This is a genomic window from Pseudomonas sp. S1(2024), assembly GCF_046557535.1.
On record NZ_JBKGFP010000143.1, the window covers coordinates 1 to 25,154 of the forward strand.

The 25,154-nt window shown below is 64.2% G+C and carries 30 protein-coding genes and 1 riboswitch; of the genes, 14 read left to right on the forward strand and 16 right to left on the reverse strand.

The window, feature by feature from the left end; genetic code table 11:
- Positions 1-278: 278 nt before the first annotated feature.
- On the reverse strand, positions 279-521 hold the full coding sequence (locus ACLCGK_RS32680) for a hypothetical protein (RefSeq protein ID WP_085721427.1): 243 nt from the start codon (positions 519-521) through the stop codon (positions 279-281).
- Positions 522-896: 375 nt separating this feature from the next.
- Complete coding sequence (locus ACLCGK_RS32685; protein WP_061303933.1) at positions 897-2,102, reverse strand: RtcB family protein; 1,206 nt, start codon at positions 2,100-2,102, stop codon at positions 897-899.
- A gap of 91 nt (positions 2,103-2,193) precedes the next feature.
- A riboswitch (FMN riboswitch) is annotated at positions 2,194-2,335 on the forward strand.
- Positions 2,336-2,415: 80 nt separating this feature from the next.
- Here ACLCGK_RS32685 and ribB point away from each other — a divergent pair.
- From ribB to dxs, 4 genes are all read left to right on the forward strand, one after another.
- Complete coding sequence (gene ribB, locus ACLCGK_RS32690) at positions 2,416-3,066, forward strand: 3,4-dihydroxy-2-butanone-4-phosphate synthase (RefSeq protein WP_061303931.1); 651 nt, start codon at positions 2,416-2,418, stop codon at positions 3,064-3,066.
- 197 nt (positions 3,067-3,263) lie between these two features.
- Complete coding sequence (locus tag ACLCGK_RS32695; RefSeq protein ID WP_003255380.1) at positions 3,264-3,506, forward strand: exodeoxyribonuclease VII small subunit; 243 nt, start codon at positions 3,264-3,266, stop codon at positions 3,504-3,506.
- Positions 3,503-4,390 (forward strand): (2E,6E)-farnesyl diphosphate synthase, encoded by an 888-nt coding sequence (gene ispA, locus ACLCGK_RS32700; RefSeq protein WP_410953684.1) that lies wholly within the window; start codon positions 3,503-3,505, stop codon positions 4,388-4,390. The genes ACLCGK_RS32695 and ispA overlap by 4 nt, the downstream gene beginning before the upstream one ends.
- A 188-nt stretch (positions 4,391-4,578) precedes the next feature.
- The gene (dxs, locus tag ACLCGK_RS32705) at positions 4,579-6,474 is read left to right on the forward strand and encodes a 1-deoxy-D-xylulose-5-phosphate synthase (RefSeq protein ID WP_024086183.1); all 1,896 of its coding nucleotides are present in this window, start codon (positions 4,579-4,581) and stop codon (positions 6,472-6,474) included.
- Between the two features lie 115 nt (positions 6,475-6,589).
- On the opposite strand, the gene ACLCGK_RS32710 is transcribed toward dxs, so the two are convergent.
- From ACLCGK_RS32710 to nrdR, 12 genes are all read right to left on the reverse strand, one after another.
- On the reverse strand, positions 6,590-7,402 hold the full coding sequence (locus ACLCGK_RS32710; protein ID WP_410953685.1) for a cobalamin-binding protein: 813 nt from the start codon (positions 7,400-7,402) through the stop codon (positions 6,590-6,592).
- On the reverse strand, positions 7,402-7,821 hold the full coding sequence (locus ACLCGK_RS32715) for an MFS transporter (RefSeq protein WP_410953686.1): 420 nt from the start codon (positions 7,819-7,821) through the stop codon (positions 7,402-7,404). The genes ACLCGK_RS32710 and ACLCGK_RS32715 overlap by 1 nt, the downstream gene beginning before the upstream one ends.
- Positions 7,818-8,435 (reverse strand): GTP cyclohydrolase II, encoded by a 618-nt coding sequence (gene ribA, locus ACLCGK_RS32720; protein ID WP_003260612.1) that lies wholly within the window; start codon positions 8,433-8,435, stop codon positions 7,818-7,820. The genes ACLCGK_RS32715 and ribA overlap by 4 nt, the downstream gene beginning before the upstream one ends.
- A gap of 189 nt (positions 8,436-8,624) precedes the next feature.
- Positions 8,625-9,368 (reverse strand): substrate-binding periplasmic protein, encoded by a 744-nt coding sequence (locus ACLCGK_RS32725; RefSeq protein ID WP_061551355.1) that lies wholly within the window; start codon positions 9,366-9,368, stop codon positions 8,625-8,627.
- A 16-nt stretch (positions 9,369-9,384) separates the two neighbouring features.
- Positions 9,385-9,888, reverse strand: a complete 504-nt coding sequence (locus ACLCGK_RS32730; protein WP_004376077.1) for a phosphatidylglycerophosphatase A — start codon at positions 9,886-9,888, stop codon at positions 9,385-9,387.
- Positions 9,885-10,853 carry a thiamine-phosphate kinase gene (thiL, locus tag ACLCGK_RS32735; protein WP_410953687.1) on the reverse strand — a complete coding sequence of 323 codons (969 nt, stop codon included), beginning with the start codon at positions 10,851-10,853 and terminating at the stop codon, positions 9,885-9,887. Before thiL ends, ACLCGK_RS32730 begins: the two co-directional genes overlap by 4 nt.
- An 18-nt stretch (positions 10,854-10,871) precedes the next feature.
- On the reverse strand, positions 10,872-11,372 hold the full coding sequence (nusB, locus tag ACLCGK_RS32740; protein WP_013970674.1) for a transcription antitermination factor NusB: 501 nt from the start codon (positions 11,370-11,372) through the stop codon (positions 10,872-10,874).
- Complete coding sequence (ribE, locus tag ACLCGK_RS32745) at positions 11,369-11,845, reverse strand: 6,7-dimethyl-8-ribityllumazine synthase (protein WP_003255395.1); 477 nt, start codon at positions 11,843-11,845, stop codon at positions 11,369-11,371. Before ribE ends, nusB begins: the two co-directional genes overlap by 4 nt.
- 92 nt (positions 11,846-11,937) lie before the next feature.
- A complete protein-coding gene (gene ribBA / locus ACLCGK_RS32750) occupies positions 11,938-13,029 on the reverse strand; it encodes a bifunctional 3,4-dihydroxy-2-butanone-4-phosphate synthase/GTP cyclohydrolase II (RefSeq protein WP_003259341.1) in 1,092 nt (363 codons plus the stop codon).
- 18 nt (positions 13,030-13,047) lie between these two features.
- Positions 13,048-13,713 carry a riboflavin synthase gene (locus ACLCGK_RS32755; RefSeq protein WP_003255399.1) on the reverse strand — a complete coding sequence of 222 codons (666 nt, stop codon included), beginning with the start codon at positions 13,711-13,713 and terminating at the stop codon, positions 13,048-13,050.
- A gap of 42 nt (positions 13,714-13,755) precedes the next feature.
- Positions 13,756-14,886, reverse strand: a complete 1,131-nt coding sequence (gene ribD, locus ACLCGK_RS32760) for a bifunctional diaminohydroxyphosphoribosylaminopyrimidine deaminase/5-amino-6-(5-phosphoribosylamino)uracil reductase RibD (protein WP_410953688.1) — start codon at positions 14,884-14,886, stop codon at positions 13,756-13,758.
- Positions 14,887-14,888: 2 nt separating this feature from the next.
- Positions 14,889-15,353 carry a transcriptional regulator NrdR gene (gene nrdR / locus ACLCGK_RS32765; protein WP_003255402.1) on the reverse strand — a complete coding sequence of 155 codons (465 nt, stop codon included), beginning with the start codon at positions 15,351-15,353 and terminating at the stop codon, positions 14,889-14,891.
- 106 nt (positions 15,354-15,459) lie between these two features.
- Here nrdR and ACLCGK_RS32770 point away from each other — a divergent pair, with 106 nt between their 5' ends.
- Genes ACLCGK_RS32770 through trxA form a run of 3 tightly spaced genes read left to right on the forward strand, consistent with a single transcriptional unit; the run spans position 15,460 to position 17,488 of the window.
- A complete protein-coding gene (locus tag ACLCGK_RS32770; RefSeq protein ID WP_322491826.1) occupies positions 15,460-15,912 on the forward strand; it encodes a YbaY family lipoprotein in 453 nt (150 codons plus the stop codon).
- A 48-nt stretch (positions 15,913-15,960) separates the two neighbouring features.
- A complete protein-coding gene (locus ACLCGK_RS32775) occupies positions 15,961-16,584 on the forward strand; it encodes a class I SAM-dependent methyltransferase (protein WP_410953692.1) in 624 nt (207 codons plus the stop codon).
- A gap of 31 nt (positions 16,585-16,615) precedes the next feature.
- Complete coding sequence (gene trxA, locus ACLCGK_RS32780) at positions 16,616-17,488, forward strand: thioredoxin (protein ID WP_013970670.1); 873 nt, start codon at positions 16,616-16,618, stop codon at positions 17,486-17,488.
- Between the two features lie 138 nt (positions 17,489-17,626).
- Here trxA and ACLCGK_RS32785 read toward each other — a convergent pair whose 3' ends face one another.
- A complete protein-coding gene (locus tag ACLCGK_RS32785) occupies positions 17,627-17,971 on the reverse strand; it encodes a hypothetical protein (RefSeq protein ID WP_023663079.1) in 345 nt (114 codons plus the stop codon).
- 130 nt (positions 17,972-18,101) lie between these two features.
- Here ACLCGK_RS32785 and ACLCGK_RS32790 point away from each other — a divergent pair, with 130 nt between their 5' ends.
- The 5 genes from ACLCGK_RS32790 (at position 18,102) to ACLCGK_RS32810 (ending at position 22,088) form a co-directional block, all read left to right on the forward strand.
- Complete coding sequence (locus tag ACLCGK_RS32790) at positions 18,102-18,680, forward strand: DUF2796 domain-containing protein (RefSeq protein WP_410953689.1); 579 nt, start codon at positions 18,102-18,104, stop codon at positions 18,678-18,680.
- Positions 18,681-19,391, forward strand: coding sequence for an ABC transporter ATP-binding protein (locus tag ACLCGK_RS32795; protein ID WP_025337516.1), 711 nt, complete (start codon positions 18,681-18,683; stop codon positions 19,389-19,391).
- Positions 19,391-20,656, forward strand: a complete 1,266-nt coding sequence (locus ACLCGK_RS32800) for an ABC transporter permease (RefSeq protein WP_112254086.1) — start codon at positions 19,391-19,393, stop codon at positions 20,654-20,656. Before ACLCGK_RS32795 ends, ACLCGK_RS32800 begins: the two co-directional genes overlap by 1 nt.
- A gap of 126 nt (positions 20,657-20,782) precedes the next feature.
- Positions 20,783-21,295 carry a DUF3299 domain-containing protein gene (locus tag ACLCGK_RS32805; protein ID WP_410953693.1) on the forward strand — a complete coding sequence of 171 codons (513 nt, stop codon included), beginning with the start codon at positions 20,783-20,785 and terminating at the stop codon, positions 21,293-21,295.
- Between the two features lie 109 nt (positions 21,296-21,404).
- Complete coding sequence (locus ACLCGK_RS32810) at positions 21,405-22,088, forward strand: OmpW/AlkL family protein (RefSeq protein WP_054572942.1); 684 nt, start codon at positions 21,405-21,407, stop codon at positions 22,086-22,088.
- On the opposite strand, the gene ACLCGK_RS32815 is transcribed toward ACLCGK_RS32810, so the two are convergent.
- Positions 22,076-23,281: an MFS transporter gene (locus ACLCGK_RS32815; RefSeq protein ID WP_410953690.1), complete on the reverse strand. Its 1,206-nt coding sequence runs from the start codon at positions 23,279-23,281 to the stop codon at positions 22,076-22,078. The two genes, ACLCGK_RS32810 and ACLCGK_RS32815, sit on opposite strands and share 13 nt — an antisense overlap.
- Positions 23,282-23,383: 102 nt before the next feature.
- Between ACLCGK_RS32815 and ACLCGK_RS32820 the strand changes: the two genes are divergently transcribed.
- A complete protein-coding gene (locus ACLCGK_RS32820; protein WP_410953691.1) occupies positions 23,384-23,827 on the forward strand; it encodes a winged helix-turn-helix transcriptional regulator in 444 nt (147 codons plus the stop codon).
- A gap of 252 nt (positions 23,828-24,079) precedes the next feature.
- On the forward strand, positions 24,080-25,030 hold the full coding sequence (locus ACLCGK_RS32825; protein ID WP_410951390.1) for an IS110 family transposase: 951 nt from the start codon (positions 24,080-24,082) through the stop codon (positions 25,028-25,030).
- Positions 25,031-25,154: the final 124 nt, after the last annotated feature.

A 25,154-nucleotide genomic window follows, 5' to 3' on the forward strand; every position in this document is an offset into this window, starting at 1 on the left:
ACTGCTCGCGGGCATCGCGGCAGGGGATGCCGGGCTCGATGCGGAACAGTGGATGGGTGCCGTGTTCGCCTTGGTAGAAGGTGGTTTTGCCGACGGTGAACTGGGTGTCTTCTGTGGTCATTGTTGAATCCCCCTGAAATTTCTCGACTGCTTGCTCTGGCCCTTTCGCGGGCACGCCCGCTCCCACAGGTACTGTGCAAGTCTTGAGTACTGTGAAGATCCTGTGGGAGCGGGCGTGCCCGCGAAGAGGTCGGAACAGGCAACACATTGCTTATGCCCTAGTGCAAAGTCCTGGGCCCAGTGGGCATCTGCACCTGAATCAATGCCGACTCCAGCAAAGCCCGCAGCGTCTCCAGTTCATGCATCGACGTCATCATCAAAATCGACGCTGGCGACTTGGGCTGCAACAACATTGCCTGATGCACCACGGTTGTGGCGCACAGCACGTAGTCCGTGGCCTGGATCAGGGTGTCTTCAAGGGAATGAATATCGTGGGGTGGATCAGGAACAATCTTAAGCATGGTGACACTCTCTATTAGGTTGGCTAGAGCTGCCACTCATGACTTGCAGTGTGATGGGTGGCAGCCACGTACGGGTCTGCAAGACCGGCAGAGAGCAAAATCCGGCAGGTTCGAAAACCTCCCGTACGCAGCCACCATTAAGCGCGCGCAATGGCATGCCATTGGCATCGGTGATCGGCATTTTGCTCTGGACAGGCTTGCAGGCCCGGTCGCTGATTTGGCAACGACAGGGCCACACTAGGCCGCCAGGAACACCACCGCAATGGCTCAAGGGCGCTAGGAAGCTATTTCAGAAATGGCCTACGCGCAACGGGAAAAATCTGATTATCAGAAGTCATACCACGGCTCGAATGAAGGGATATCTCGGTAAACCCGTCAGCCCTTCACACACACCACCTGCCGCAAGGTGTGCACCACCTCCACCAAGTCCTGCTGCGCGCGCATCACCGCATCGATGTCCTTGTAGGCCATGGGGATCTCGTCGATCACCTCCTTGTCCTTGCGGCATTCCACATGCGCCGTGGCCCGCCGCTGGTCTTCCACGGTGAAGCGGCTCTTGGCCTTGGTCCGGCTCATCACCCGGCCGGCACCATGGCTGCAGGAACAGAAAGACTCCTCGTTGCCCAGCCCTCGCACGATGAAGCTCTTGGCCCCCATCGAGCCGGGAATGATGCCCAACTGCCCTTTCTGCGCCGACACCGCCCCCTTGCGCGTCACCAGCACCTCTCGGCCAAAATGCTGCTCGCGCTGCACATAGTTATGGTGGCAGTTCACCGCTTCCAGGCTGGCCTCGAACGGTTTGCCCAGCGCCTTGCGAGCCGCACCGACCACCGCCAGCATCATCAGTTCGCGGTTCTGCCTGGCGTAGTCCTGCGCCCACTCCACCGCTTCGACGTAGTCGGCGAAATGGCGGCTGCCTTCCTCGAAATACGCCAGGTCCTTGTCCGGCAGGTTGGCCAGGTGCTGGCGCATGTCGGCCTGGGCCAGTTCGATGAACAGGTTGCCGATGGCATTGCCCACGCCCCGGGAGCCGCTGTGCAGCATGAACCAGACGCGGTCGGCCTCGTCCAGGCACACCTCGATGAAGTGGTTGCCGCCGCCCAGCGTCCCCAGGTGATGGCGGTTATTGGTCTTCTCCAGCCGCGGGTACTTGTCGGTGATGGCCTTGAAGCGCCCGGCCAACCGCCCCCAGGCCTTGTCAGCCTGGGCCGGCACATCGGCCCAGGCGCCCTGGTCGCGTTTGCCGAAGGTCTTGCCATGCGGCACGGCGTGCTCGATGGCATTGCGCAGGCCATGCAGGTTATCCGGCAAGTCGCGGGCGTGCAGCGACGTGCGCGCGGCGATCATGCCGCAGCCGATATCCACACCCACCGCGGCGGGGATGATCGCGCCAACCGTGGGGATCACACTGCCGATGGTCGAGCCCTTGCCCAGATGCACGTCCGGCATCACAGCCAGGTGCTTGAAGATGAACGGCATCCTCGCCGTGTTGAGCAGTTGCTTGCGGGCGTCGTCTTCCACCGGTACGCCGTCGGTCCACAACTTGACCGGCTTGCCGCCGGCGACCTGAAGAATGTCCATGGGGCTGTTCCTCGAATGCATAGCCGAATGATACCGCCAAAGGTCGTAGAGCCGTCGGTTGCCAGCGAGGTGGCAATGTGCTGTATGCTTGGCGGGTCTTCAGGGCGGGGTGAAAGTCCCCACCGGCGGTAAATCGAAAGATGAGCCCGCGAGCGCCCCGGCCATGCCGGGGGTCAGCAGATCTGGTGAGACTCCAGAGCCGACGGTCATAGTCCGGATGAAAGAAGGCGTCAGGCAGGGGCCATCCGGGCGCCCCTGCGCGCGCATTTTGTTCGCCCCGAGACGTTCATCGATCATTCACGAGGAGCGTTTCATGTCCACCACGCACCACCCGCAATTCCCCAATGTCAGCGCCGCCATCGCCGCCTTCCGGGCCGGGCGCCCTGTGCTGCTGCTCGACGACGACGACCGCGAGGACGAAGCGGACATCATCGCCGCCGCCGAGAACATCTCGCTGCAGACCATGGCCATGATGATTCGCGATTGCAGCGGCATCGTCTGCCTGTGCCTGGACGAGGCCACCGTCGACGAACTGCAACTGGCACCCATGGTGCAGAACAACCAGGCCCGCCATGGCACCGGCTTCACCGTCACCATCGAGGCGGCGGAAGGCATTACCACCGGGGTGTCCGCCCAGGACCGCATCACCACCATTGGCGCGGCATTGCGCTCTACTGCGGAGCAGCGCCATATCGTCAGCCCGGGGCATGTATTCCCGCTGCGCGCCCGCAATGGCGGGGTGCTGACCCGCCGTGGCCACACCGAAGGCTCGGTGGACCTGGCACGCCTGGCCGGGTTGCGCCCGGCGGCAGTGCTGTGCGAACTGATGAACCCCGATGGCACGATGGCCCGTGGCGAGCAAGTGGCGGTGTATGCGCGGCAATACAATCTGCCGGTGCTGACCATCGAGGAACTGGCGCGGTACCGTGAGGCCATGCTGGAGCTGGAAGCAGAGCCAGCCTGACAGGCCACCTTGGGGCCATTCGCGGGCTTGCCCGCTCCCACAGGTGCACTACAGGTCTTGAAGACTGTGATGTACCTGTGGGAGCGGGCAAGCCCGCGAAAGGGCCCTTGAAACCAACAGCGTTGCCCCTGAAGTTTGCTCCCCCCGCCCCGCTCTGCTAGTGTCGCGCCGTTCTGAATGCCACCGAGACAGTCGCCATGGCCCGCAAAAAAGCCTCCCTCGATTTCGAGCAATCCCTCGCAGACCTGCAAGCACTGGTCGAGCGCCTGGAGAACGGCGAGTTGTCGCTGGAAGAGTCGCTGGCCGCCTTCGAGCAAGGCATCGCCCTGACCCGCGATTGCCAGGGTGCCCTGGCCCAGGCCGAACAGAAGGTGCAAATCCTGCTGGAACGCGATGGCGAACTAGCTGCTCAGCCCTTCGACGCGGAGCCGGAAGCATGATCGGCACCTACCAGGCCAGCTGCCAGGCGCGGGTCGACGCCGCCCTCGAACCGTTGTTCGTCGCCCCGACCAAGGAACTCGAACGCCTTTACGCCGCCATGCACTACAGCGTGATGAACGGTGGCAAACGCGTTCGTCCGCTGCTGGCTTACGCGGCCTGCGAAGCATTGGGCGCCCCGGCCGAACAGGCCAACGGCGCAGCCTGTGCGGTGGAACTGATCCACGCGTACTCGCTGGTGCATGACGACCTGCCGGCCATGGATGACGACGACCTGCGCCGCGGCCAGCCGACCACCCACAAAGCCTTCGATGAAGCCTGCGCGATCCTCGCCGGCGACGGTTTGCAGAGTCTGGCCTTCAGCGCCTTGCTCGACCCGCGTCTGAGCCCGCAGGCTGACAGCATTCGCCTGGCCATGGTCCAGGCCCTGGCCAAGGCTGCCGGCCCGGCAGGCATGGTCGGTGGCCAAGCCATCGACCTGGGCTCGGTTGGCCTGAAGCTGGACCAGCAGGCGCTGGAGTTCATGCACCGGCACAAGACCGGCGCGCTGATCGAAGCCAGCGTGCGCCTCGGCGCCCTGGCCAGCGCCCGCGCCGAACAGGCGCAACTGGATGCCTTGCAGACCTATGCACAGGCGATCGGCCTGGCCTTCCAGGTGCAGGACGACATTCTCGACGTGGAAAGCGATACCGCCACCCTGGGCAAACGCCAAGGGGCCGATATCGCCCGTGACAAACCGACCTACCCGGCGCTGCTGGGCCTGGAAGCGGCCAAGGCCTATGCGATCGAACTGCGCGACCAGGCGCTGGTCGCACTGCAAGGGTTCGGCGAAAAGGCCGAACCGCTGCGGGCGTTGGCGCGTTACATCGTCGAACGCCGCAACTGATTTGACTGGGGCCGCTGTGCGGCCCTTCGCGGGCAAGCCCGCTCCTACAGGACAGCGCTGCACCTGTGGGAGCGGGCTTGCCCGCAAAGGGCTGCACAGCAGCCCCATGCGACACCCGTCTGAATGGGCAGTATTTCCTACAATGGGGTAAACTGCCGCGTCTTCACACACCTATAACGACTCGCCTGATGCCCACGACGTTTCAAGAGATCCCCCGCGAACGCCCGGTCACGCCGTTGCTCGACCGCGCTGACACGCCTGCCGGCCTGCGCCGGCTGGCCGAAGCCGACCTGGAGACCCTGGCCGACGAACTGCGCCAGGAACTGCTCTACACCGTGGGTCAGACCGGTGGGCATTTTGGTGCCGGCCTGGGCGTCATCGAGCTGACCATCGCCCTGCACTACGTCTTCGACACCCCCGACGACCGGCTGGTGTGGGACGTGGGGCACCAGGCCTACCCGCACAAGATCCTCACCGGGCGCCGTAACCGCATGCTCAGCCTGCGCCAGAAGGACGGCATCGCCGCCTTCCCGCGCCGCAGCGAGAGCGAGTACGACACCTTCGGCGTCGGCCACTCCAGCACCTCGATCAGCGCTGCACTGGGCATGGCCATTGCCGCCCGCCTGCAGAACAGCGACCGCAAGTCGATCGCGGTGATCGGTGACGGCGCGCTGACCGCCGGCATGGCCTTCGAGGCGTTGAACCACGCCCAGGAAGTCAACGCCGACATGCTGGTGATCCTCAACGACAACGACATGTCGATTTCGCGCAATGTCGGCGGCCTGTCCAACTACCTGGCCAAGATCCTCTCCAGCCGCACCTACGCGAGCATGCGCGAAGGCAGCAAGAAAGTGCTGTCGCGCCTGCCAGGCGCCTGGGAAATCGCCCGCCGCACCGAGGAGTACGCCAAGGGCATGCTGGTGCCGGGCACGCTGTTCGAAGAACTGGGCTGGAACTACATCGGCCCGATCGACGGCCACGACCTGCCGACCATGATCGCCACCCTGCGGAATATGCGTGACCTCAAGGGCCCGCAGTTCCTGCACGTGGTGACCAAGAAGGGCAAGGGCTTCGCCCCGGCCGAGATCGACCCTATCGGCTACCACGCCATCACCAAGCTGGAGCCGGCCGACAAACCCGCCGCACCGAAGAAAGCCAGCGGCCCGAAATACTCTGCGGTGTTCGGCCAGTGGCTGTGCGACATGGCTGCCGCCGACAACCGCCTGGTGGGCATTACCCCGGCGATGAAGGAAGGCTCCGACCTGGTCGAGTTCAGCGAGCGCTACCCGGAGCGTTACTTCGACGTGGCGATCGCCGAGCAACATGCCGTGACCCTGGCGGCCGGCATGGCCTGCGAGGGCAGCAAGCCGGTGGTGGCGATCTACTCCACCTTCCTGCAGCGCGCCTACGACCAGCTGATCCACGACGTGGCGGTACAGAATCTTGACGTGCTGTTCGCCATCGACCGCGCCGGCCTGGTCGGCGAAGACGGCCCGACCCACGCGGGCAGCTACGATCTGTCATACCTGCGCTGCATCCCGGGCATGCTGGTGATGACCCCAAGCGACGAAAACGAGCTGCGCAAGATGCTCAGCACCGGCCACCTGTACAACGGCCCGGCGGCTGTGCGCTACCCGCGTGGCACCGGCCCGAACGCGCCGATCAGCGGTGACCTGGAGCCGCTGGAAATCGGCAAGGGCGTGGTCCGTCGCCAGGGCGAGAAAGTCGCCTTGCTGGTGTTCGGCGTGCAACTGGCCGAGGCCATGCAGGTGGCTGAGCAGATCAACGCTACCGTGGTCGACATGCGCTTCGTCAAACCGCTGGACGAGGCACTGGTGCTGGAACTGGCCGCAAGCCATGAGCTGCTGGTGACCATCGAAGAAAACGCCATCATGGGCGGTGCCGGTGCGGCTGTGGGTGAGTTCCTGGCCAGCCAGGCGATCGTGAAACCGCTGCTGCACCTGGGGTTGCCGGACATCTATGTCGAGCATGCCAAGCCGGCGCAGATGCTGGCTGAGTGCGGGCTGGATGCGGCTGGGATCGAGGCTTCGGTGAAGGCTCGGATGGCCAGGCTCGGGCTTTGAGATTATGGGGCCGCTTTGCGGCCCATCGCGACACAAGGCCGCTCCTACAGTGACCGCACAGTTCTTTGTAGGAGCGGCCTTGCGTCGCGATCGAGGGCGCAGCCCTCGCAAAAGCTTACTTGGACGCCGGCGCGTTAGCCTCGAGCAGCGCACACAAGCGCGCCGTAGCTTCGATCATCTGCCCACTAGGCCGCTCCAGGCCTTTGTCTGGCACCACCAGTAAACGATCATCGGCAACCGCACGCAGTTGCGGCCAGGCCTTCCAACTCTCCAGCTGCGCCTGATCACCCGCCAGAATGACCTGTGGGTTGCGCAGCAGCACAGACTCCACATTTACCTGCGGCGCCGCCTGGGTGAGATCGGCGAAGACATTACGCGCGCCGCAAACGGCCAGGGCATCGCTGACCACCTGCCGGCCACCGAGCGTATACAGCGGTCGGTCCCAGACCTGGTAGAACACCTGCAAGGGCTCGTCCCGTCGATACTGCTGGCGCAGCTGCCGCAGCCGGTCACGCAGGGCCTGGGCATACCGATGGCCCTGTTCGGCACGGCCGATTCGTTCGGCGATGGCCTCGATCTGCTCGATCAGCTGGTCGATGTCATGGGGTTCTGCGCTATACGTTGCGATACCCAGGCGCTTGAGCTGGTCGCGTTGGGCCGGCGGCACGCTGCCCGGCCACAGCAGCAACAGGTCGGGGCGCAGGCTGAGCAGGCGTTCGAGGTCCAGTTGCCCCTGGCGCCCCACCGAGGGCAACTCGCGCAGCGCCGCCGGCCGTTCGCCACCGTCGAGCACACCGACCAGCAGGTCATCGGCCTGCAGTTCGAGCATGATCTCGCTCATCGACGGGGCCAGGCTGACCACTCGCAGGGGGTCGGCGGCCAGTGCGGAGCAGACGAGCAGCGCCAACAGGCCGGGCAGCAGGCGCATCAGCCGAGCTGGCGTGGAATGCGATAGAGGTACAGAACCACTGCGGTGGACAACGCCAGCAGGATCTGCGGCACCGCCTCGAGGCCGACCAGCACCGACAAAGCGGCGACCCAGGCCGGGAAGCAGGCATACAACATAGCCAGGCGCCGCACCCGCGCCAGTTCGATCCAGGCGGCGGGCTCTTCTCCAGTGCCGAGCACCTTGGAAGTGGCGATGAGGGCGCGCTTGTAGGCACCGAAGCGCGGCAGGCTGAGGAACATGGTCGCCGCGCCGGCAATGAACAGTGGCATGGCCAGCACCGAGGCCAGCGCATCACCGCCACCGAAGGCCCAGGCCATCACTGGCAGCGGCACCAGGCCCACCGCCAGGTATTGCCACCAGGCCAGCGACAGGCGCCGCTTGACCTCGGCGCGGGTCACGCCTGAGGCACCTCGCCCTGGTGCTCGTTACCCAGCATGTGGCCCAGCTTGCCGGCCTTGGTTGCCAGGTAGTAGCGGTTGTGCGGGTTGTGCCCGGTGTGCAGCGGTACGCGCTCGGCGACGACGATGTTCATGTCGGTCAGGGCTTTGACCTTGCGCGGGTTGTTGGTCATCAGGCGCAACGACTTCACGCCCAGGTGCTCCAGCATCGGCAGGCACATGGCGTAGTCGCGCTGGTCGGCGGCGAAGCCCAGGCGCTCGTTGGCCTCGACGGTATCGGCGCCACCGTCCTGCAGCTCGTAGGCGCGAATCTTGTTCAGCAGGCCGATGCCACGGCCTTCCTGGCGCAGGTACAGCAGCACGCCACGGCCTTCACGGGCGATGGCCTGCAGCGCGGCTTCCAGCTGCGAGCCGCAGTCGCAGCGCTGGCTGAACAGGGCATCGCCAGTCAGGCACTCGGAGTGCAGGCGCCCCAGCACCGGCTGGCCGTCCGCGATGTCACCCAGGCTGAGCACCACGTGCTCACGGCCAGTGGCTTCGTCGAGGAAGCCATGCATGGTGAAGGTCGCGAAGGGAGTCGGGAGTTTAGAGGCGGCAACAAAGACGACGGGCACGTTGTGCTCCTGGAATAAGTTTAAATTTCTCGTGGGCCGATTGTATCAGCAGGTTGGGGGATGTGGGCTGGCTGAATACCGTGGGGTAAGATCGAAAAGTTCGATGCTTAGCAGAGGTCTGTACTCGATCCTGTGGGAGCGGGCACGCCCGCTCCCACAGGGCCCGTGTCAGCCGATGAAACGGGTTGCTCAATGTGGTTTGCTATCCGGGCTGAACGGATACGGCTGCTGCCAGTGCTCGAAGATCGGCTTCAGCTCACCACTGCGCACCAGCTCGGCCATGCGCTTGTCGAACAGGTCGCGCAGGGCCTTGGCCTGGTCGCTGCGGGCAAAGGCCAGGTACAGCGGCAGTTCGGCCACATGGGTGCGGCGGAAGCGCTCGGGCTGGGAGGTCTGGCCGAGCACGTAGTCGATCTCGGTCAGCGCATCGATGTAGAAGTCCACACGGTCATGCTCGAGCATCGGCAGGATGCCTTCGCGGCGCTGGACTTCGCGGAAGTCATGCACATCGGGCAGATAGCTACCGAAGTCGTAGCCACGCACCCAGGCCAAGCGGTAGCGACCTATGGTCTGCCGAGTAGGCACTGGCTTGCTGACCAACCCTAGCGCGTAGATGTGGTCCATGTCGAAGTGCCAGCGCGGGTACAGGTTGTCGTCGTTCTCTTCCTTGTACGAGCCTACCCAGGCGTCAGCCTCGCCACGCTTCACCAGCCCGACCGCACGGCTGTAGGGCGCGCTCTGGGTCACTACCTTGACCCCGGCCGGCTCGAACACCTTGCGCAGCACGTCCCAGGCTACCCCGGTACCGTCGGCGTTGGTGTAGTCGAGCCACTCTTCGCTGACCAGGTGGATCTGTTTCGGCACACCCTCGGCAGCCGCAGCCCACGGGGCAAGGCTCAGCAGCATTGCCAGCAGCACGGTCCTCATGGCCATTCACACGCTCCCTGTATCAGGCAACCGCCCAAACCAGAACCTGCATCCCCAGCCAGGCAAACACGCCAGCCAGGATATCGTCGAGCATGATGCCAACGCCCCCATGCACATGGCGGTCGACCCAGCGGATAGGCCACGGCTTGAGAATGTCGAAGAAGCGGAACATCAGGAACCCCGCCAGCAGCCACTGCCAGCCTTCCGGCACCAGCCAGAGGGTTATCCACATGCCGACGATCTCGTCCCAGACAATGCCTTCATGGTCGTGCACGCGCAAGTCATTGGCGACCTTGCCGCATAGCCAGAAGCCGAACAGCATGCTCACGCCCAGCAACAGCCAGTAGCCCCAGTCGGGCAGCATCTGCCACAGCGGGATGAACGGTATGGCCACCAGCGAGCCCCAGGTGCCCGGCGCCTTTGGCAAGGTGCCAGAACCGAAACCGAAGGCGATGAAGTGCCACGGGTTGCGCCAGACCGAAGGCGGAACAAACTCCGCAGGCACCTGGTTGGGGTGATCGGTCACGGTGTCTCCCTAAAATGTTGATAGCCGCGTTGCCGCGGGGTGATGTCCTGGCCCTGCCGGTCGCGCAGGCACACACCCTGCCCTTCGAGCACCCGCCCGATGACGTGGAATGCCGCCAGGCCTTGTGCCTGCAGGTATGAAAGCTCGGCTGGCGGCAAGGTGAACGCCAGCACGTAGTCATCGCCACCGGTCAGCGCCGCGTGTACGGCCGCCTCGGCGCCGAGCAAGCCCTGCAGGGCGGATGACACCGGCACCTGCTCCAGGTTCACTTCGAGCGCCACGCGGGAGCCCTTGGCGATATGCCCGCAGTCGGCCAGCAGGCCGTCGGAAATATCCAGTGCCGAAGTTGCACGCCCGCGCAGCAACTGGCCCAGGGCGAACTGCGGCGACGGCGACCAGTAATGGTCGAGCAACGGTTGCGCCAGCGCGGCATCGGCCTGGCGCTGGCCCAGCACCAGCGGCAAAGCCCCTGCCGCGTTACCCAACTCGCCCCCGACGCAAAGCAGGTCGCCCGGGCGAGCGCCATCACGGCGCAACGCCTGCCCCACCGGAACCCGGCCGAACACGGTTATGGTGATACTCAGGGGGCCGCGAGTGGTGTCGCCACCGATAAGGCTTAGCTGGCAGTGGCCGGCCATGCGGTTGAGGCCGCTGGCGTAGGCTTGCAGCCAGTCGGCGCTGACCTCGGGCAAGGTCAGGGCAAGGGTGAAGCCGATGGGGGTAGCGCCCATGGCAGCCAGGTCGCTGGCCGCCACGGCCAGCGAGCGCTGGCCGAGCAACCAAGGGTCGCACAGAGCCGGAAAATGCACCCCGGCAACCAGGGTGTCGGTGGACACCGCCAGTTGCTCGCCGGCAGGAAGGCCCAGCAAGGCGCAGTCGTCACCAATGCCAAGGGCCACGCCTTCACCGCCTTGCGCACAGGGCGCGGCGGCGAAGTAATGGCTGATCAGCTCGAACTCACCCATGGTCCGCAAGCGCCAGGATCAGCGCTTGTTCGCCTTGACTTCTGCTTCGCGCAGGTTCGGGGCCAGCTTGTCCAGCACACCGTTGACGAACTTGTGGCCATCGGTGGCACCGAAGACCTTGGCCAGCTCGACACCTTCGTTGATCACCACGCGGTACGGTACGTCGACGCGTTTGATGAACTCCCAGGTAGACAGACGCAGCACGGCCAGCTCGACCGGGTCGAGCTCTTCCAGTGCCAAGTCCAGGCATGGCTTCAGGGCGCTGTCGATTTCGCTCTTGATCGCCGGGACCCCATGCAGGATCTCGCGGAAATAAGCGCCGTCGACATCGGAGAAATCGTTATCGACCCGGAACTGCGCTTCGATCTCGTTCAGCGAATGCTGCGCCATGTGCCACTGGTACAGTGCCTGGGTCGCGAGCTTGCGGGCTTCGCGGCGCTTGGCACTCTTCGATGGCTTGCCGGCATCCGCAGGTTTTGGATCGCGCGGGTTGAAACGATCGCTTTCGTCGCTAATCACTTGGCCTCCAACTGCGCCAGCAGGCTGACCATTTCCAGAGCGGACAGGGCAGCTTCAGCACCTTTGTTGCCGGCCTTGGTGCCGGAACGCTCGATGGCCTGCTCGATGGAGTCGACGGTCAGTACGCCGAAGGCCACCGGAACACCGAACTCCATGGACACCTGGGCCAGGCCCTTGGTGCATTCGCCCGCCACGTATTCGAAGTGCGGGGTACCACCACGGATCACGGCGCCCAGGGCGATGATCGCGTCGTAGGCGCCTTGCTGGGCGACCTTCTGTGCCACCAGCGGGATTTCGAATGCACCCGGGGCACGGATGATGGTGATGTCGCTTTCGCTGACACCGTGGCGTACCAGGGCATCAACGGCACCGCTTACCAGGCTTTCGACGACGAAGCTGTTGAAGCGGCCAACCACCAAAGCATAGCGACCTTTGGGGGCGATGAAGGTACCTTCGATGGTCTTCAGGGTCATTCCGATATTCTCATCTTCAAGAGCGAGGCCGCATGCTGGCGGCCTCGACAGGGGTATGGACTCGAGCTGGAGGGCGTCACTGCCGCCTCAAGTCACTCGGAGGGCACGTATTCTACAACTTCCAGATCGAATCCGGATATCGCGTTGAACTTCATCGGCGAACTCATCAGGCGCATCTTGCGCACACCGAGGTCGCGCAGGATCTGCGAACCTGCACCCACGGTGCTGTAGGTGGTCGGTGCCTTGACTGGTGCATCGCCAGCGCTTTCGCGGATGTGCGCCAGCAACACGTCGCCGTCCAGCGGGTGCCCCAGCAGCAGTACCACGCCGCTGCCGGCCTCGGCCACGGCAGCCATGGCGGCGCGCAGGCTCCAGCGGCCCGGTTGCTTGACCAGCAGCAGGTCGCGCAGCGGGTCCATGTTGTGTACGCGGACCAGGGTCGGCTCTTCGGCGCAGATCTTGCCCAGGGTCAAGGCCATGTGCACGTCGCCTTCCACCGCGTCGCGGTAGGTGACCAGGTTGAACTCACCCAGCTCGCTCTCGACCGGTTGCTCGGAGACGCGCTGCACGGTGCGCTCGTGGATCATGCGGTAGTGGATCAGGTCGGCGATGGTGCCGATCTTCAGGCCGTGCTCGGCGGCAAACACTTCCAGCTCGGCGCGGCGCGACATGGTGCCGTCGTCGTTCATCACTTCGCAGATCACGCCGCTCGGCTCGAAACCGGCCATGCGCGCCAGGTCGCACGCGGCCTCGGTGTGGCCGGCACGGGCCAGAGTACCGCCAGGCTGGGCCATCAGCGGGAAGATGTGGCCAGGGCTGACGATATCTTCGGCCTTGGCGTCCTTGGCGGCTGCCGCCTGCACGGTGCGTGCGCGGTCAGCGGCGGAGATGCCGGTGGTGACGCCTTCGGCGGCTTCGATCGACACGGTGAACTTGGTGCCGAAGCCCGAGCCGTTGCGCGGCGCCATCAGCGGCAGCTTCAGCGTTTCGCAACGCTCGCGGGTCATCGGCATACAGATCAGGCCACGGGCGTGCTTGGCCATGAAATTGATATGCTCGGGCAGGCAGCACTCGGCTGCCATGATGATGTCGCCTTCGTTTTCGCGATCTTCGTCATCCATGAGGATGACCATTTTGCCCTGGCGGATGTCTTCGACCAGTTCTTCGATGCTGTTGAGCGCCACGCGGCACCCCCTTCTCAATCAGGATTTCAAGAAGCCGTTGGCGGCCAGGAAGCTTTCGGTAATGCCACTGCCCTTGCTCGGTTCGGCGGCCTTGTCACCCAGCAGCAGACGCTCCAGGTAACGGGCCAGCAGGTCGACCTCAAGGTTTACCCGACGCCCTGCACGGTAGTCGGCCATGATGGTTTCGGACAGGGTGTGCGGGACAATGGTCAGCTCGAACTCGGCGCCATTGACCTCGTTGACCGTCAGGCTGGTGCCGTCGACGGTGATCGAACCCTTGTGGGCGATGTACTTGGCCAGCTCCTTCGGTGCACGCACGCGGAACTGGATGGCGCGGGCGTTATCGCTGCGCGAGATGATTTCGCCGACCCCGTCGACGTGGCCGCTGACCAGGTGCCCGCCCAGCCGGGTAGTGGGAGTCAGGGCTTTTTCCAGGTTGACCTTGCTGCCGCTCTTGAGGTCGATGAAGGCAGTGCGCTTGAGGGTTTCGACGCTGACGTCGGCCCAGAAGCCGTCGCCCGGCAGTTCGACGGCGGTCAGGCACACGCCGTTGACGGCGATGCTGTCGCCGAGCTTGACGTCACCCAGGTCGAGCTTGCCGGTTTCGACGTATACGCGCACGTCGCCACCCTTGGGGGTCAGGCTGCGGATGGTGCCGATGGATTCGATGATGCCGGTGAACATGGGGTCTTCCTCAAAAACGTTTTGCGCAGGGCAAGCCAGGCATTATACGCGGGGTGCCGGCAGGGGGATGGCCGTGACCCGCCAGTCATCGCCCACTGCGCGCATTTCAGTAATTTTCAGCCGCGGCGCTTCGCTCATCTTGTCCAGTGGCCAGTCCAACAGCGGACGGGCCTGGGAACCAAGGAAAGTGCCGGCGACGAACAGCTGGTACTCGTCGATCAGGCCTTGCCGGGCGAAGGCGCCGACCAGGCCGGCACCGGCTTCCAGCAGGACTTCGTTGATGCCGCGGGCCGCCAGGGCCTGCAGCAACGCCGACAGGTCTACATGGCCATTGTCACCCGGCAAGCTGAGCAGTTCGTGGCCGGCAGCGGCATAGCGCGGGTCATCTGCGACAGCGGTCACCACCAGCGCCGGGCCAGCCTGGAAAAACGGCGCATCCAGCGGCAGGCGCAGGTGGCCATCGATCAGCACTCGCAGCGGTGTGCGGCTGAGAGCCAGGGCAGTGGTTTCGGCATCCAGGCCCAGCTCGGCGCCGCGCACGGTCATCCGCGCGTTGTCGGCCAACACGCTGGTGGCGCTGGTAAGTACCACGCTGGAGCGGGCACGCAGGCGCTGCACCGCCGAGCGGGCGGCCGGGCCGGTGATCCACTGGCTTTCGCCACTGGCCATGGCGGTGCGGCCATCCAGGCTCATGGCCAGCTTGGCGCGAACGAACGGCAGGCCGTGCTCCATGCGTTTGAGGAAACCGGGGTTGAGTGCGCGGGCCTCGGCCTCGAGCACGCCGCTGGCCACTTCGATACCGGCCTCGGCCAGGCGCCGCAGGCCCTGCCCCGCCACTTGCGGGTTGGGGTCCTGCATGGCGGCTACCACCCGTGCTACCCCGGCCTTGACCAGCGCTTCGGCGCACGGCGGCGTGCGGCCATGGTGGCTGCACGGCTCGAGGGTGACATAGGCACAGGCGCCACGGGCACGCTCACCAGCCTGTCGCAGGGCATGCACTTCGGCATGCGGCTCGCCGGCGCGCACATGCCAGCCTTCGCCGACCACCTCGCCATCGCGCACGATCACGCAGCCTACGCGCGGGTTCGGGTGGGTGGTGTACAGGCCCTTGCGCGCCAGCTCCAGCGCGCGGGCCATGTAGTGGGCGTCGAGGATGGCAGCTTGGCTGGGCATGGTCACTCTTTAGCCGGCTCGCGAGCCAGGCGGTCGATTTCTTCGCGGAACTCGTCGAGGTCCTGGAAGCGCCGGTAAACCGAGGCAAAACGGATATAGGCCACTTCGTCGAGCTTGCGCAGCTCGGCCATGACCATCTCACCCACCACCAGCGATTTGACTTCACGCTCGCCGGTGGCACGCAGGCGGCTCTTGATATGCGCCAGCGCAGCTTCCAGACGCTCGACGCTGACCGGGCGTTTTTCCAGTGCCCGCTGCATGCCGGCGCGCAGTTTTTCTTCGTCGAAGGGTTGGCGCGTGCCGTCCTGCTTGATCAGCCGGGGCAGCACCAGCTCGGCGGTTTCGAAGGTGGTGAAGCGCTCGCCGCAGGCGACGCATTCGCGGCGGCGGCGCACCTGCTCGCCCTCGGCGACGAGGCGAGAGTCGATGACCTTGGTGTCGTTGGCACCGCAAAAGGGACAGTGCATGGTGGCAGGCAACAAAAAAAGGGAGGGCCATGGTAGCGCATCCCACTGGCAAGACAAGCCAAAGGGGTTAACATCCATGGGAAATCTGCCCGTGAAGGACTACCCCATGCACTATCGAGCGCTCGTCGTGCTGTGCTGCGCCGCCCTGCTCGCCGCCTGCAGCAGCGACAGGCCGAAGCCCGACACCCCTCCGGCACCCACGCCAGCCCGCACGGCCAAGCCGACCGCAGTACTGGGCCCGCTGCCGGCCTACCAGCGCGAGCTGAGCGGCACCTTGCTGGAAATCCCCGCCGGTGCCGACGTGGAGCTGGCCTTGCTGGTCATCGACGAACGCGACCGCCCACAACGCTTGCTGGCCAGCAGCAACCTGACCGGCACCGGCCAGGCCCTGCCCTACCAACTGCGCTTCAACCCCGAGGCCTTCCCCGCCGGTGCCCGGGTCGAGCTGCGCGGCCGCGCCAGCAGCTCTGGCCAGCTGATCATGCACCTGCCGCCGGTGCGCATTACCCAGGCCCAGACCCAGGCCATCGGCCCGCTGCGTTTCGAGAAGGCGCCGTAAGTGGCGCCAGTCTCCCTACAACAGCCCCTGCAACAGGCCCTCAGCGGCATGATCGGCGAAGCGCGTCTTGTCGTCAGCGAGCTGCCCGGCTGCGACCTCAAGCTGTGGCTGATCGACGACCAGAACATGGACCGCGCCTTCAGCAGCGAAGAGACCCGGCGCATTCTTGAAGAACCGCCCTACTGGAGCTTCTGCTGGGCCAGCGGCCTGGCCATGGCCCGTTACCTGGCCGAGCACCCGCAATGGGTAGCCGGCAAGCGCGTGCTGGATTTTGGCGCCGGCTCCGGTATCGCCGGTATTGCCGCCGCCCGCGCCGGTGCGCTGGAAGTGGTGGCCTGCGACCTCGACCCGTTGGCACTCGATGCCTGCCGCGCGAATGCCGCGCTGAACGGGGTGGAACTGGGTTACAGCAGCGATTTCTTCGCCGAAGACGATCGCTTCGACCTGATCCTGGTTGCCGACGTGCTGTACGACCGCGCCAACCTGCCGCTGCTGGATGCCTTCCTCGGCCGCGGGCGCCAGGCGCTGGTGGCCGACTCGCGGGTACGCGACTTCAGCCACCCGCTGTACCAGCAGCTGGGCGTGCTGGAAGCGCTGACCCTGCCGGACCTGGCCGAGCCGCACGAATTCCGCCGGGTCAGCCTGTACCACGCCAGCCGCGACACCTTATAGTGGTGTTATCCACGAGTTTGCGAGAGTCGCGATGACCCAAGACACGCCTTACATTTTCGACGCTACCGATGCCACCTTCCAGCAACTGGTTATCGAGAACTCCTTCCACAAACCGGTGCTGGTGGACTTCTGGGCTGAGTGGTGCGCGCCGTGCAAGGCACTGATGCCGCTGCTGGCGAAGATCACCGAGGGTTACCAGGGCGAGTTGCTGCTGGCCAAGATCAACTGTGACGTGGAGCAACAGGTAGTTGCCCAGTTCGGCATCCGCAGCCTGCCGACCGTGGTGCTGTTCAAGGACGGCCAGCCGGTGGACGGTTTTGCCGGTGCGCAGCCGGAATCGGCGATCCGCGCGATGCTCGAGCCGCACGTGCAACTGCCTGCCGCGCCTACCGCCTCGCCGCTGGAGCAGGCCAAGGGACTTTTTGCCGAAAGCCGTTTTGCCGAGGCCGAAGCACTGTTGCAGGCACTGCTGGGTGAGGACAACAGCAATGCCGAGGCACTGATTCTGTATGCCCGTTGCCTGGCCGAGCGCGGGGAGCTGGGTGAAGCCCAGGTGGTGCTGGATGCGGTCAAGACTGACGAGCACAAAGCTGCACTGGCCGGCGCCAAGGCACAACTGACCTTCCTGCGCCAGGCCGCCAGTCTGCCGGAAGTGGCTGACCTGAAAAGCCGCCTGGCGCAGAACCCGCAGGATGATGAAGCGGCTTATCAGCTGAGCGTGCAGCAGTTGGCGCGCCAGCAGTATGAAGCGGCGCTGGAAGGGTTGTTGAAGCTGTTCCAGCGTAACCGTGGTTATGAGAACGGGCTGCCGCAGAAGGCGTTGCTGCAGGTGTTCGAGCTGCTGGGCGGTGATCACCCGCTGGTCGGCGTGTATCGTCGCAAGTTGTCGGCGGCGATGTTCTGACCTGAGGCCTATTGCGAGGGCTTTGCCCTCGTTCGCGGGCACGCCCGCTCCCACAGGGTACGCACTGAATTCAATACCGGTGGTATACCTGTGGGAGCGGGCAAGCCCGCGAACGAGGCCAGCACAGGCAATACAGATTTATCCCACCCAGTGATACACCGGCGCGTCCACGCCACTTTCCACCTTGACTTCACGGCTATGCCGCAAGCGCACCAGCAGCCGTTTACCCGCCGCCGTACTCCCAGCCAGCCCCTCCAACCGATCCAGCAATTCCGGCCCGCTCATCTGCCCTGCCAGGCGCAACACCTCACGTGCCGCAGTCCATTGCCCGTCATCCTGACGAGTTGTCGCCACGGTTTCCGCTGTTGCGGTCTGTGCCACCGCAGGCAATTCGATCCGCCGCCCCAGTTGCGCCCACTCTTCAGGCGCCAGCTCGATGGTCAGATCCACAGGCCAGTCACCAATCTGTCCACGAATTCTCATGCTGCATTCCCTGAACCCAAGTCAATGCCACCATCCTACCCCAACATGAAACCTGCGCCACGCAGGCTGGCAGCACGCGGAAAAGTTGTTATAACATAACCCGATCTTCCCGCCCGCTCCGGAGTCGTCCATGCGTCGCCTGTTGCTCGCCTTGCCCTTCGCCCTGCTGCCCCTGGCCGTGGCCCAAGCCCACGATGATGACCATGATCACGACCACGCCCACGGCACCCTCGGCGCCCACGAGCATGGCGTGGCCAAGCTCAATGCCGTGCTCGATGGCAACACCCTGGAGCTGGAGCTGGACAGCCCGGCAATGAACCTGGTCGGGTTCGAACACGCCGCCAACAGCGACGCCGACAAGGCCAAGGTCGCGGCGGTGCACCAGCAGCTGGAGCAACCACTGAAGCTGTTCGGCCTGCCCACCGCTGCCGGTTGCAAGGAAGACCAGCAGGAACTGGAAAGCCCGCTGTTCGGTGATGCCCCGAAAGCCGACGACGATGGTGACGACCACGAGCACAGCCACCAGCACAGCGACATCGGCGCCCATTACCAGCTGACTTGCGCCAACCCCGACAAACTGGCGCAGGTGGACCTCGCTCCGCTGTTCAAGGCGTTCCCGGCTACCCAGAAAATCACCGTTCAACTGATCGGCCCCAATGGCCAGAAAGGCGCGGAAGCCACGCCAGCCAAGGCTGCGGTCGCGTTCTGAATGCGCCAGCCGTTGATCGAACTGCATGACCTGGTGTTTGCCTGGCCCGGCCAGCCGGCGCTGCTGGATATTCCGGCATTCCGCCTGGAGGCTGGCGAAGCCCTGTTTCTCAAGGGCCCCAGCGGCAGTGGCAAGACCACATTGCTGGGCCTGCTGGGCGGGGTGAACGTACCGGGCCAGGGCCGCATCCAGTTGCTCGGCCAGGACCTCGGCCGCCTGGGCCAAGGCGCCCGTGACCGCTTCCGGGTCGACCACACCGGTTATATCTTCCAGCAGTTCAACCTGCTGCCGTTCCTCTCGGTACGCGAAAATGTCGAGCTGCCCTGCCGCTTCTCGCGCAGCCGCAAGGCCCGCGCCGAGCAACGCCATGGCAGTGTCGACCAGGCAGCCAGCACCTTGCTGGCCCACCTGGGTCTGGACGACCCCGCCCTGCTGGCCCGCCGCGCCGACAGCCTGTCGATCGGCCAGCAGCAACGGGTCGCTGCCGCCCGCGCACTGATCGGCCAACCCGAACTGGTGATCGCTGACGAACCGACCTCGGCGCTGGATGCCGACACCCGCGAAGCGTTCATCCGCCTGCTGTTCGATGAATGCCGCGCCGCCGGTGCCAGCCTGCTGTTCGTCAGCCACGACCAGAGCCTGGCACCGCTGTTCGACCGCCACCTGTCGCTGGCCGAACTCAACCGCGCCGCCAAGCCCCGGGAGGCCTGATGTACCTGCTCCGCCTTGCCTTGGCCAGCCTGGCCAACCGCCGCTTCACCGCATTCCTCACCGCCTTCGCCATTGCCCTGTCGGTGTGCCTGCTGCTGGCCGTGGAGCGGGTCCGTACCGAGGCCCGGGCCAGCTTCGCCAGCACCATAAGCGGTACCGACCTGATCGTCGGCGCCCGCTCCGGCTCGGTGAACCTGCTGTTGTACTCGGTGTTCCGCATCGGCAACGCCACCAACAATATCCGTTGGGACAGCTATGAGCACTACGCCAAGGACCCGCGGGTGAAATGGGCCATCCCCATCTCGCTGGGCGACTCGCACCGTGGTTATCGGGTGATGGGCACTACCGGCGACTACTTCAGCCATTACCAGTACGGCCGCCGCCAGCACCTGGAATTGAGCCAGGGCCGCGCGTTTGCCGATGATCCGTTCGAGGTGGTGCTGGGTGCCGAAGTGGCCGAGGCATTGCACTACAAGCTGGGCGACAAGCTGGTGCTTGCCCACGGCGTGGCCGCGATCAGCCTGGTCAAGCACGACGACAAGCCGTTCACCGTAGTCGGAGTGCTCAAGCGCACCGGCACACCGGTCGACCGCACGCTGCATATCAGCCTGGGCGGCATGGAAGCCATCCACATCGACTGGCACAACGGGGTGCCGGCCCGTGGCGCCGGGCGTATCAGCGCCGAGCAGGCACGGACCATGGACCTGCAGCCTGCCGCCATCACTGCGTTCATGCTCGGCCTGAACAGCAAGATCGCGACATTCAGCCTGCAGCGGGAGATCAATGAATACCGCAACGAGCCATTGCTGGCGATCCTGCCCGGGGTAGCCCTGCAGGAGCTGTGGAGCCTGATGGGCACCGCGGAGCAGGCGTTGTTCGTGGTGTCGCTGTTCGTGGTGCTGACCGGCCTGATCGGCATGCTTACGGCGATTCTCACCAGCCTCAATGAACGCCGCAGGGAGATGGCGATATTGCGCTCGGTTGGTGCCAGGCCGTGGCATATCGCAGGGCTGCTGGTGCTGGAGGCACTGTCGCTGGCGGCGGTCGGGATCGCTGCAGGGCTTGGCTTGCTGTATGCGGGAATCGCCCTGGCACAAGGGTATGTGCAGGCCAACTATGGTTTGTACTTGCCGCTGGCCATGCCGAGTGCTCATGAATGGACGTTGCTGGCTATCATCCTGGGAGCTGCGCTGTTGATGGGCAGCGTACCGGCGTGGCGGGCCTATCGGCAGTCGCTGGCCGACGGCTTGTCCATTCACCTCTGAGGGCGTGCAATGATCCAATACCTCACTGCCTTCTTCGCGGGCACGCCCGCTCCCACAAGCCTTTCACAAGGTTCGAAGGCTGTGGTGAACCCTGTGGGAGCGGGCATGCCCGCGAAGAGGCCAGCACTGCATACGCTGCTGATCCTGCTGCTGACAGCAGCGATGCCTCTGTGGGCCTCGGAACCCCGCGAACTTGACTGGCCCGCCCTCATCCCCGAAGGCGCCCCGGTCATCCCGCCCCAACTCGCGCCGTTGCACGACATGTCGCAGCTCAGCAACGCCCTGTCCGCCGAGTCCGCCCCACCGGCGCGCCAGCAGGCTCCCGATGCTCCAGTGGTAAAAAGCCTCGACGGCCAGCAGATCAAACTGCCCGGCTACATCGTGCCGCTGGAGGTGAGCGAAGAAGGCCGCACCACCGAATTCCTGCTGGTCCCCTACTACGGCGCGTGCATCCACGTGCCACCGCCACCGTCGAACCAGATCGTGCACATCTTCAGTGAAATGGGCGTTCGCGTAGAAGACCTCTACCAGCCCTACTGGATCGAGGGGAAGCTGCAGGTTAGAGCCTCCAGCAGCGAACTGGCCGATGCCGGCTACCAGATGGAAGCCGAGAAAATATACGCTTATGAGCTGAGATGAGAACTGTTTCGAATTCGTGACGACGCTTCTTTGAGCTGGGTCAAACTTTCTGTTTAACGGCATCCGTACCATTGGACTACTCGATTACTCACGTCCTCTGGGAGCTTCCATGAACAAGTCCTTGCTCAGCGCCGCCCTCGCGGCCCTGGCGCTCGCTGCCCCTGTCGCCCACGCCCACCAGGCGGGTGATGTCATCGTCCGTGCCGGTGCCATCACCGTTGCCCCCAACGAAAGCAGCGGCGACCTGAAATTCGACGGCAGCAAGGTATCGGGCACCAAGGCGACCTTGGACAGCGACACCCAACTGGGCCTGACCTTCGCCTACATGCTCACCGACCATGTCGGCCTCGAGCTGCTGGCGGCCACCCCGTTCAAGCACACCGTCGGCGTCAAAGGTCTGGGCGGCGGCCTGGACGGCAAGCTGGCCGATATCAAGCAACTGCCACCGACCCTGTCGTTGCAGTACTACCCGATGGAGCCAACTTCCAAGTTCCAGCCGTATGCCGGCGTCGGCATCAACTACACGCTGTTCTTCGATGAAGACCTCAGCAGCACCCGCAAGCAGCAGGGCTTCAGCAACCTGGAGCTGCAGGACTCGGTCGGCTTCGCCGGCCAGCTGGGCATGGACTACATGATCACCGACAACCTGCTGGTCAACGCTTCGGTCTGGTACATCGACATCGACACCAAGGCCAGCGTGGACGGCCCGTCCGCACTGGGCTACAGCAAGACCAAAGTCGACGTCGATGTCGACCCATGGGTGTACATGGTCGGCCTTGGCTACAAGTTCTGACCTGAACACTGCAGGGCGGCTTCGGCCGCCCTCGCGCGTTGCAGCCATAACCAGTACCCCAGCGCGACCGAGCTGATGCCCATCCCGAGCCCACACACCGCTGCCCAACCCCAATGGGCATACACCCAGCTCGCCAGCACTGCCCCCACTCCACTGCCAAGCGAATAGCAGCACATGTAGGCGCCGATCAAACGGCTGGCCATTGCGCCACGCCCGGCCAGCAGCAGGCTCTGGTTGGTGACATGCACCGCCTGCACGGCAAAGTCCAGCATCAGCACACCCAACCCGAAGGCCATCAGTGAATGCCCGACGAAGGCCGTGGGCAGCCATGACAGCACCAGCAGAATCAGCGCTACCCCAGTGGTGCGCTCCCCCAGCCCCTGATCGGCCAGGCGACCGGCGCGCGCTGCCGCCAATGTGCCGGCAACACCCGCCAGGCCGAATAGACCGATCGCGGTATGGCTCAGCTCCAGTGGCTCGGCACTCAGGGGCATGACCATGGCACTCCAGAGCACGCTGAACGCAGCGAAGATCAACACGCCGAACAACCCGCGCTGACGCAGCAGCCGGTCGTGCCGGTACAGCCTGAACTGGGCAACGATCAGCGCCCGGTAGCCAGACCGCAGCGACACCGGTTGCCCCACGGGCAGGCTGCGCCACAGCACCAGGGCCAGCAGTATCAACAACCCTGCGGTAATCAGGTACACGCTGCGCCAGCCAGCCAGGTCGGCAAGCCCGCCCGAGACCAGCCGCGCCAGCAAAATGCCCAGCACTATGCCGCTGGTGACGGTGCCCACGGCCTGCCCTTGCTGGCCGGGGTCGGCAAGGCTCGCTGCATGCGCCACCATCACCTGCACCATGACCGCCATCAGCCCGGTGATAGCCAGGGCCAGCAGCAATAGCGCCCAGTTGGGCGCCATGCCTACCCCAACCAGCGCCAGGGCCGAGAACAGCAACTGCCCGAGCAGCAGGCGCTTGCGGTCGATCAGGTCACCCAACGGCACGATCAGCAACAACCCCAGGGCGTAGCCCGCCTGGGTCGCGCCAACTACCCAACCGATCTGCTGCTGCGCCACGCCAAGGTCAGCGGCCATCGACTCGAGCAGAGGCTGGGCGAAATACACTGTCGCCACAGCCATGGCGCTGGTAATGGCCAGCAGCAGGGTTATCCAGCGTGTCAGTGCAGGGTTCATCGGGCTGGTCTCGTCAATCTGGTTTCGAATTGAAACCACATACTGGCTATTTAGCAAATGTGGTTTTAATCTGCAACCAGATGATCACGAAAGGCCCCGTCCATGCTCGATGAAAACAATGCGCAATGCCCCGTAGCCCGGGCGCTGGAGGTACTGGGAGACCGCTGGGCGCTGATGATCCTGCGCGACGCATTCGATGGGCTGCGGCGCTTCAGTGAATTCCAGAAGAACCTGGGGCTGGCGAAGAACATCCTCGCCTCACGGCTGAAGTGGCTGGTGGAGAGTGGGCTGCTGACGCTGCAGCCGGCGTCGGATGGCAGTGCCTACAAGGAGTATGTGCTGACCGAGAAAGGGCGATCGGTGTTCCCGGTGGTGGTTGGCTTGAGGCAGTGGGGGGAGCGGTTTCTGTTCGAGGCGGGCGAGGTGCGTTCGGAGTTGGTGGATAGTGATACGGGGCAGGCGCTGGAAATACTGCAGGTGCGGGCCCGGGATGGGCGGGTGCTGGCGGCAGGGGATTGCCTGCGAAAAGTGGTGCGGCATGAGTGATTCTGGGGCTGCTGCGCAGCCCATCGCCGGCAAGCCAGCTTGTGTCTTCAAGGTCTCTTAAACTCGAAAGGGTGAGAGCAGTGGATGGCAGACTGAAAGCCAGATGTGCTCTAAAGCACGAGTGGGAGCCTAGTCGCCATCCACCTCTCACTCTGACCTAAGCCCGAACAGTTGAATGAGTGGCGAACTCGTAGTCACAAGCTAGGGCTAAGTCAGAGTGCTCTCACTTCTTGAGTGTAAGAGGGCTTGGCGATGATTTCCTACTTCGTTGGTCTCGACGTTTCGAAAGCGACTCTGGATGTGGGCTTTCTTCCTGAAAGTATTCCCCAGTTCCAGGTCAGGAATGACCCAGAGGGCTTTGCGCAACTGATCGCATGCCTGAACGAGCTTGAGGTCGAACGGGTCTTGCTGGAAGCCACTGGTGGCTATGAACGAGCCGTATTCAAAGCCTTGCGACTGGAGGGTTTGAACGTCATCAGGGTCAACCCCAAGCGCTGTCGGGACTATGCGAGTGCCATGGGCAAAATTGCCAAGACTGACAAGATCGACGCCCAGATGCTGGCGCGGTTTGCCAGGGATTTCGAGGACTTGCCGCAGATAGAGCCTAATCAAGATCGGGATGAACTGGGAGAGCTCATCAAACTCCGTGGCAATCTTGTCCAGCATCGGGATGATGACAAGCGTCGGATGAAACAAACCACTTCAGTTACGGCCATTACCGTTTATACCGAGCATGTCGCTTACCTGAATGATCAGATTAAGGCTTTGGACAAGGCGATTGAGCGCGCCTCGAACGTGCTGGATCGCACGACAGCCATGCGGCTAAGGTCTGTGAAAGGGATTGGCGTCATCAGTTGTGGCACCTTCATGGCCTACCTACCTGAGCTGGGACGCGTGACGGGGCGCGAAATTGCAGCCTTGGCTGGGTTAGCGCCGTACAACAAAGACAGCGGCAAGAAGAGTGGCCCGAGGAAGATCGAAGGCGGGCGTTACAGAGTCCGCAAGGCGGCCTACATGTCGATCTGGTCAATGATCCAGCATGTCCCAGAAGTTAGAACCCGCTATGAAGACCTGATAGCCCGAGGCAAGTGCGCAAAAGTTGCCGCAGTGGCGTGCATGCGCGTGTTGCTGGTGCGCCTGAACGCAATGCTGCGTGACGGAACGGAGTGGAAAGAGCTCAAGCCTCAGGTACCCGCAACCTGATCACGAACGAGGATCGATTTTCTACAAATGCGGGCTTCGCCAACGACACCGCTACGCGGTATCGAGCGAAGCCCTGCCCGAATGGCACGCTTGAAAATAAATTTCTAAAGACAGTTGCTCCCAC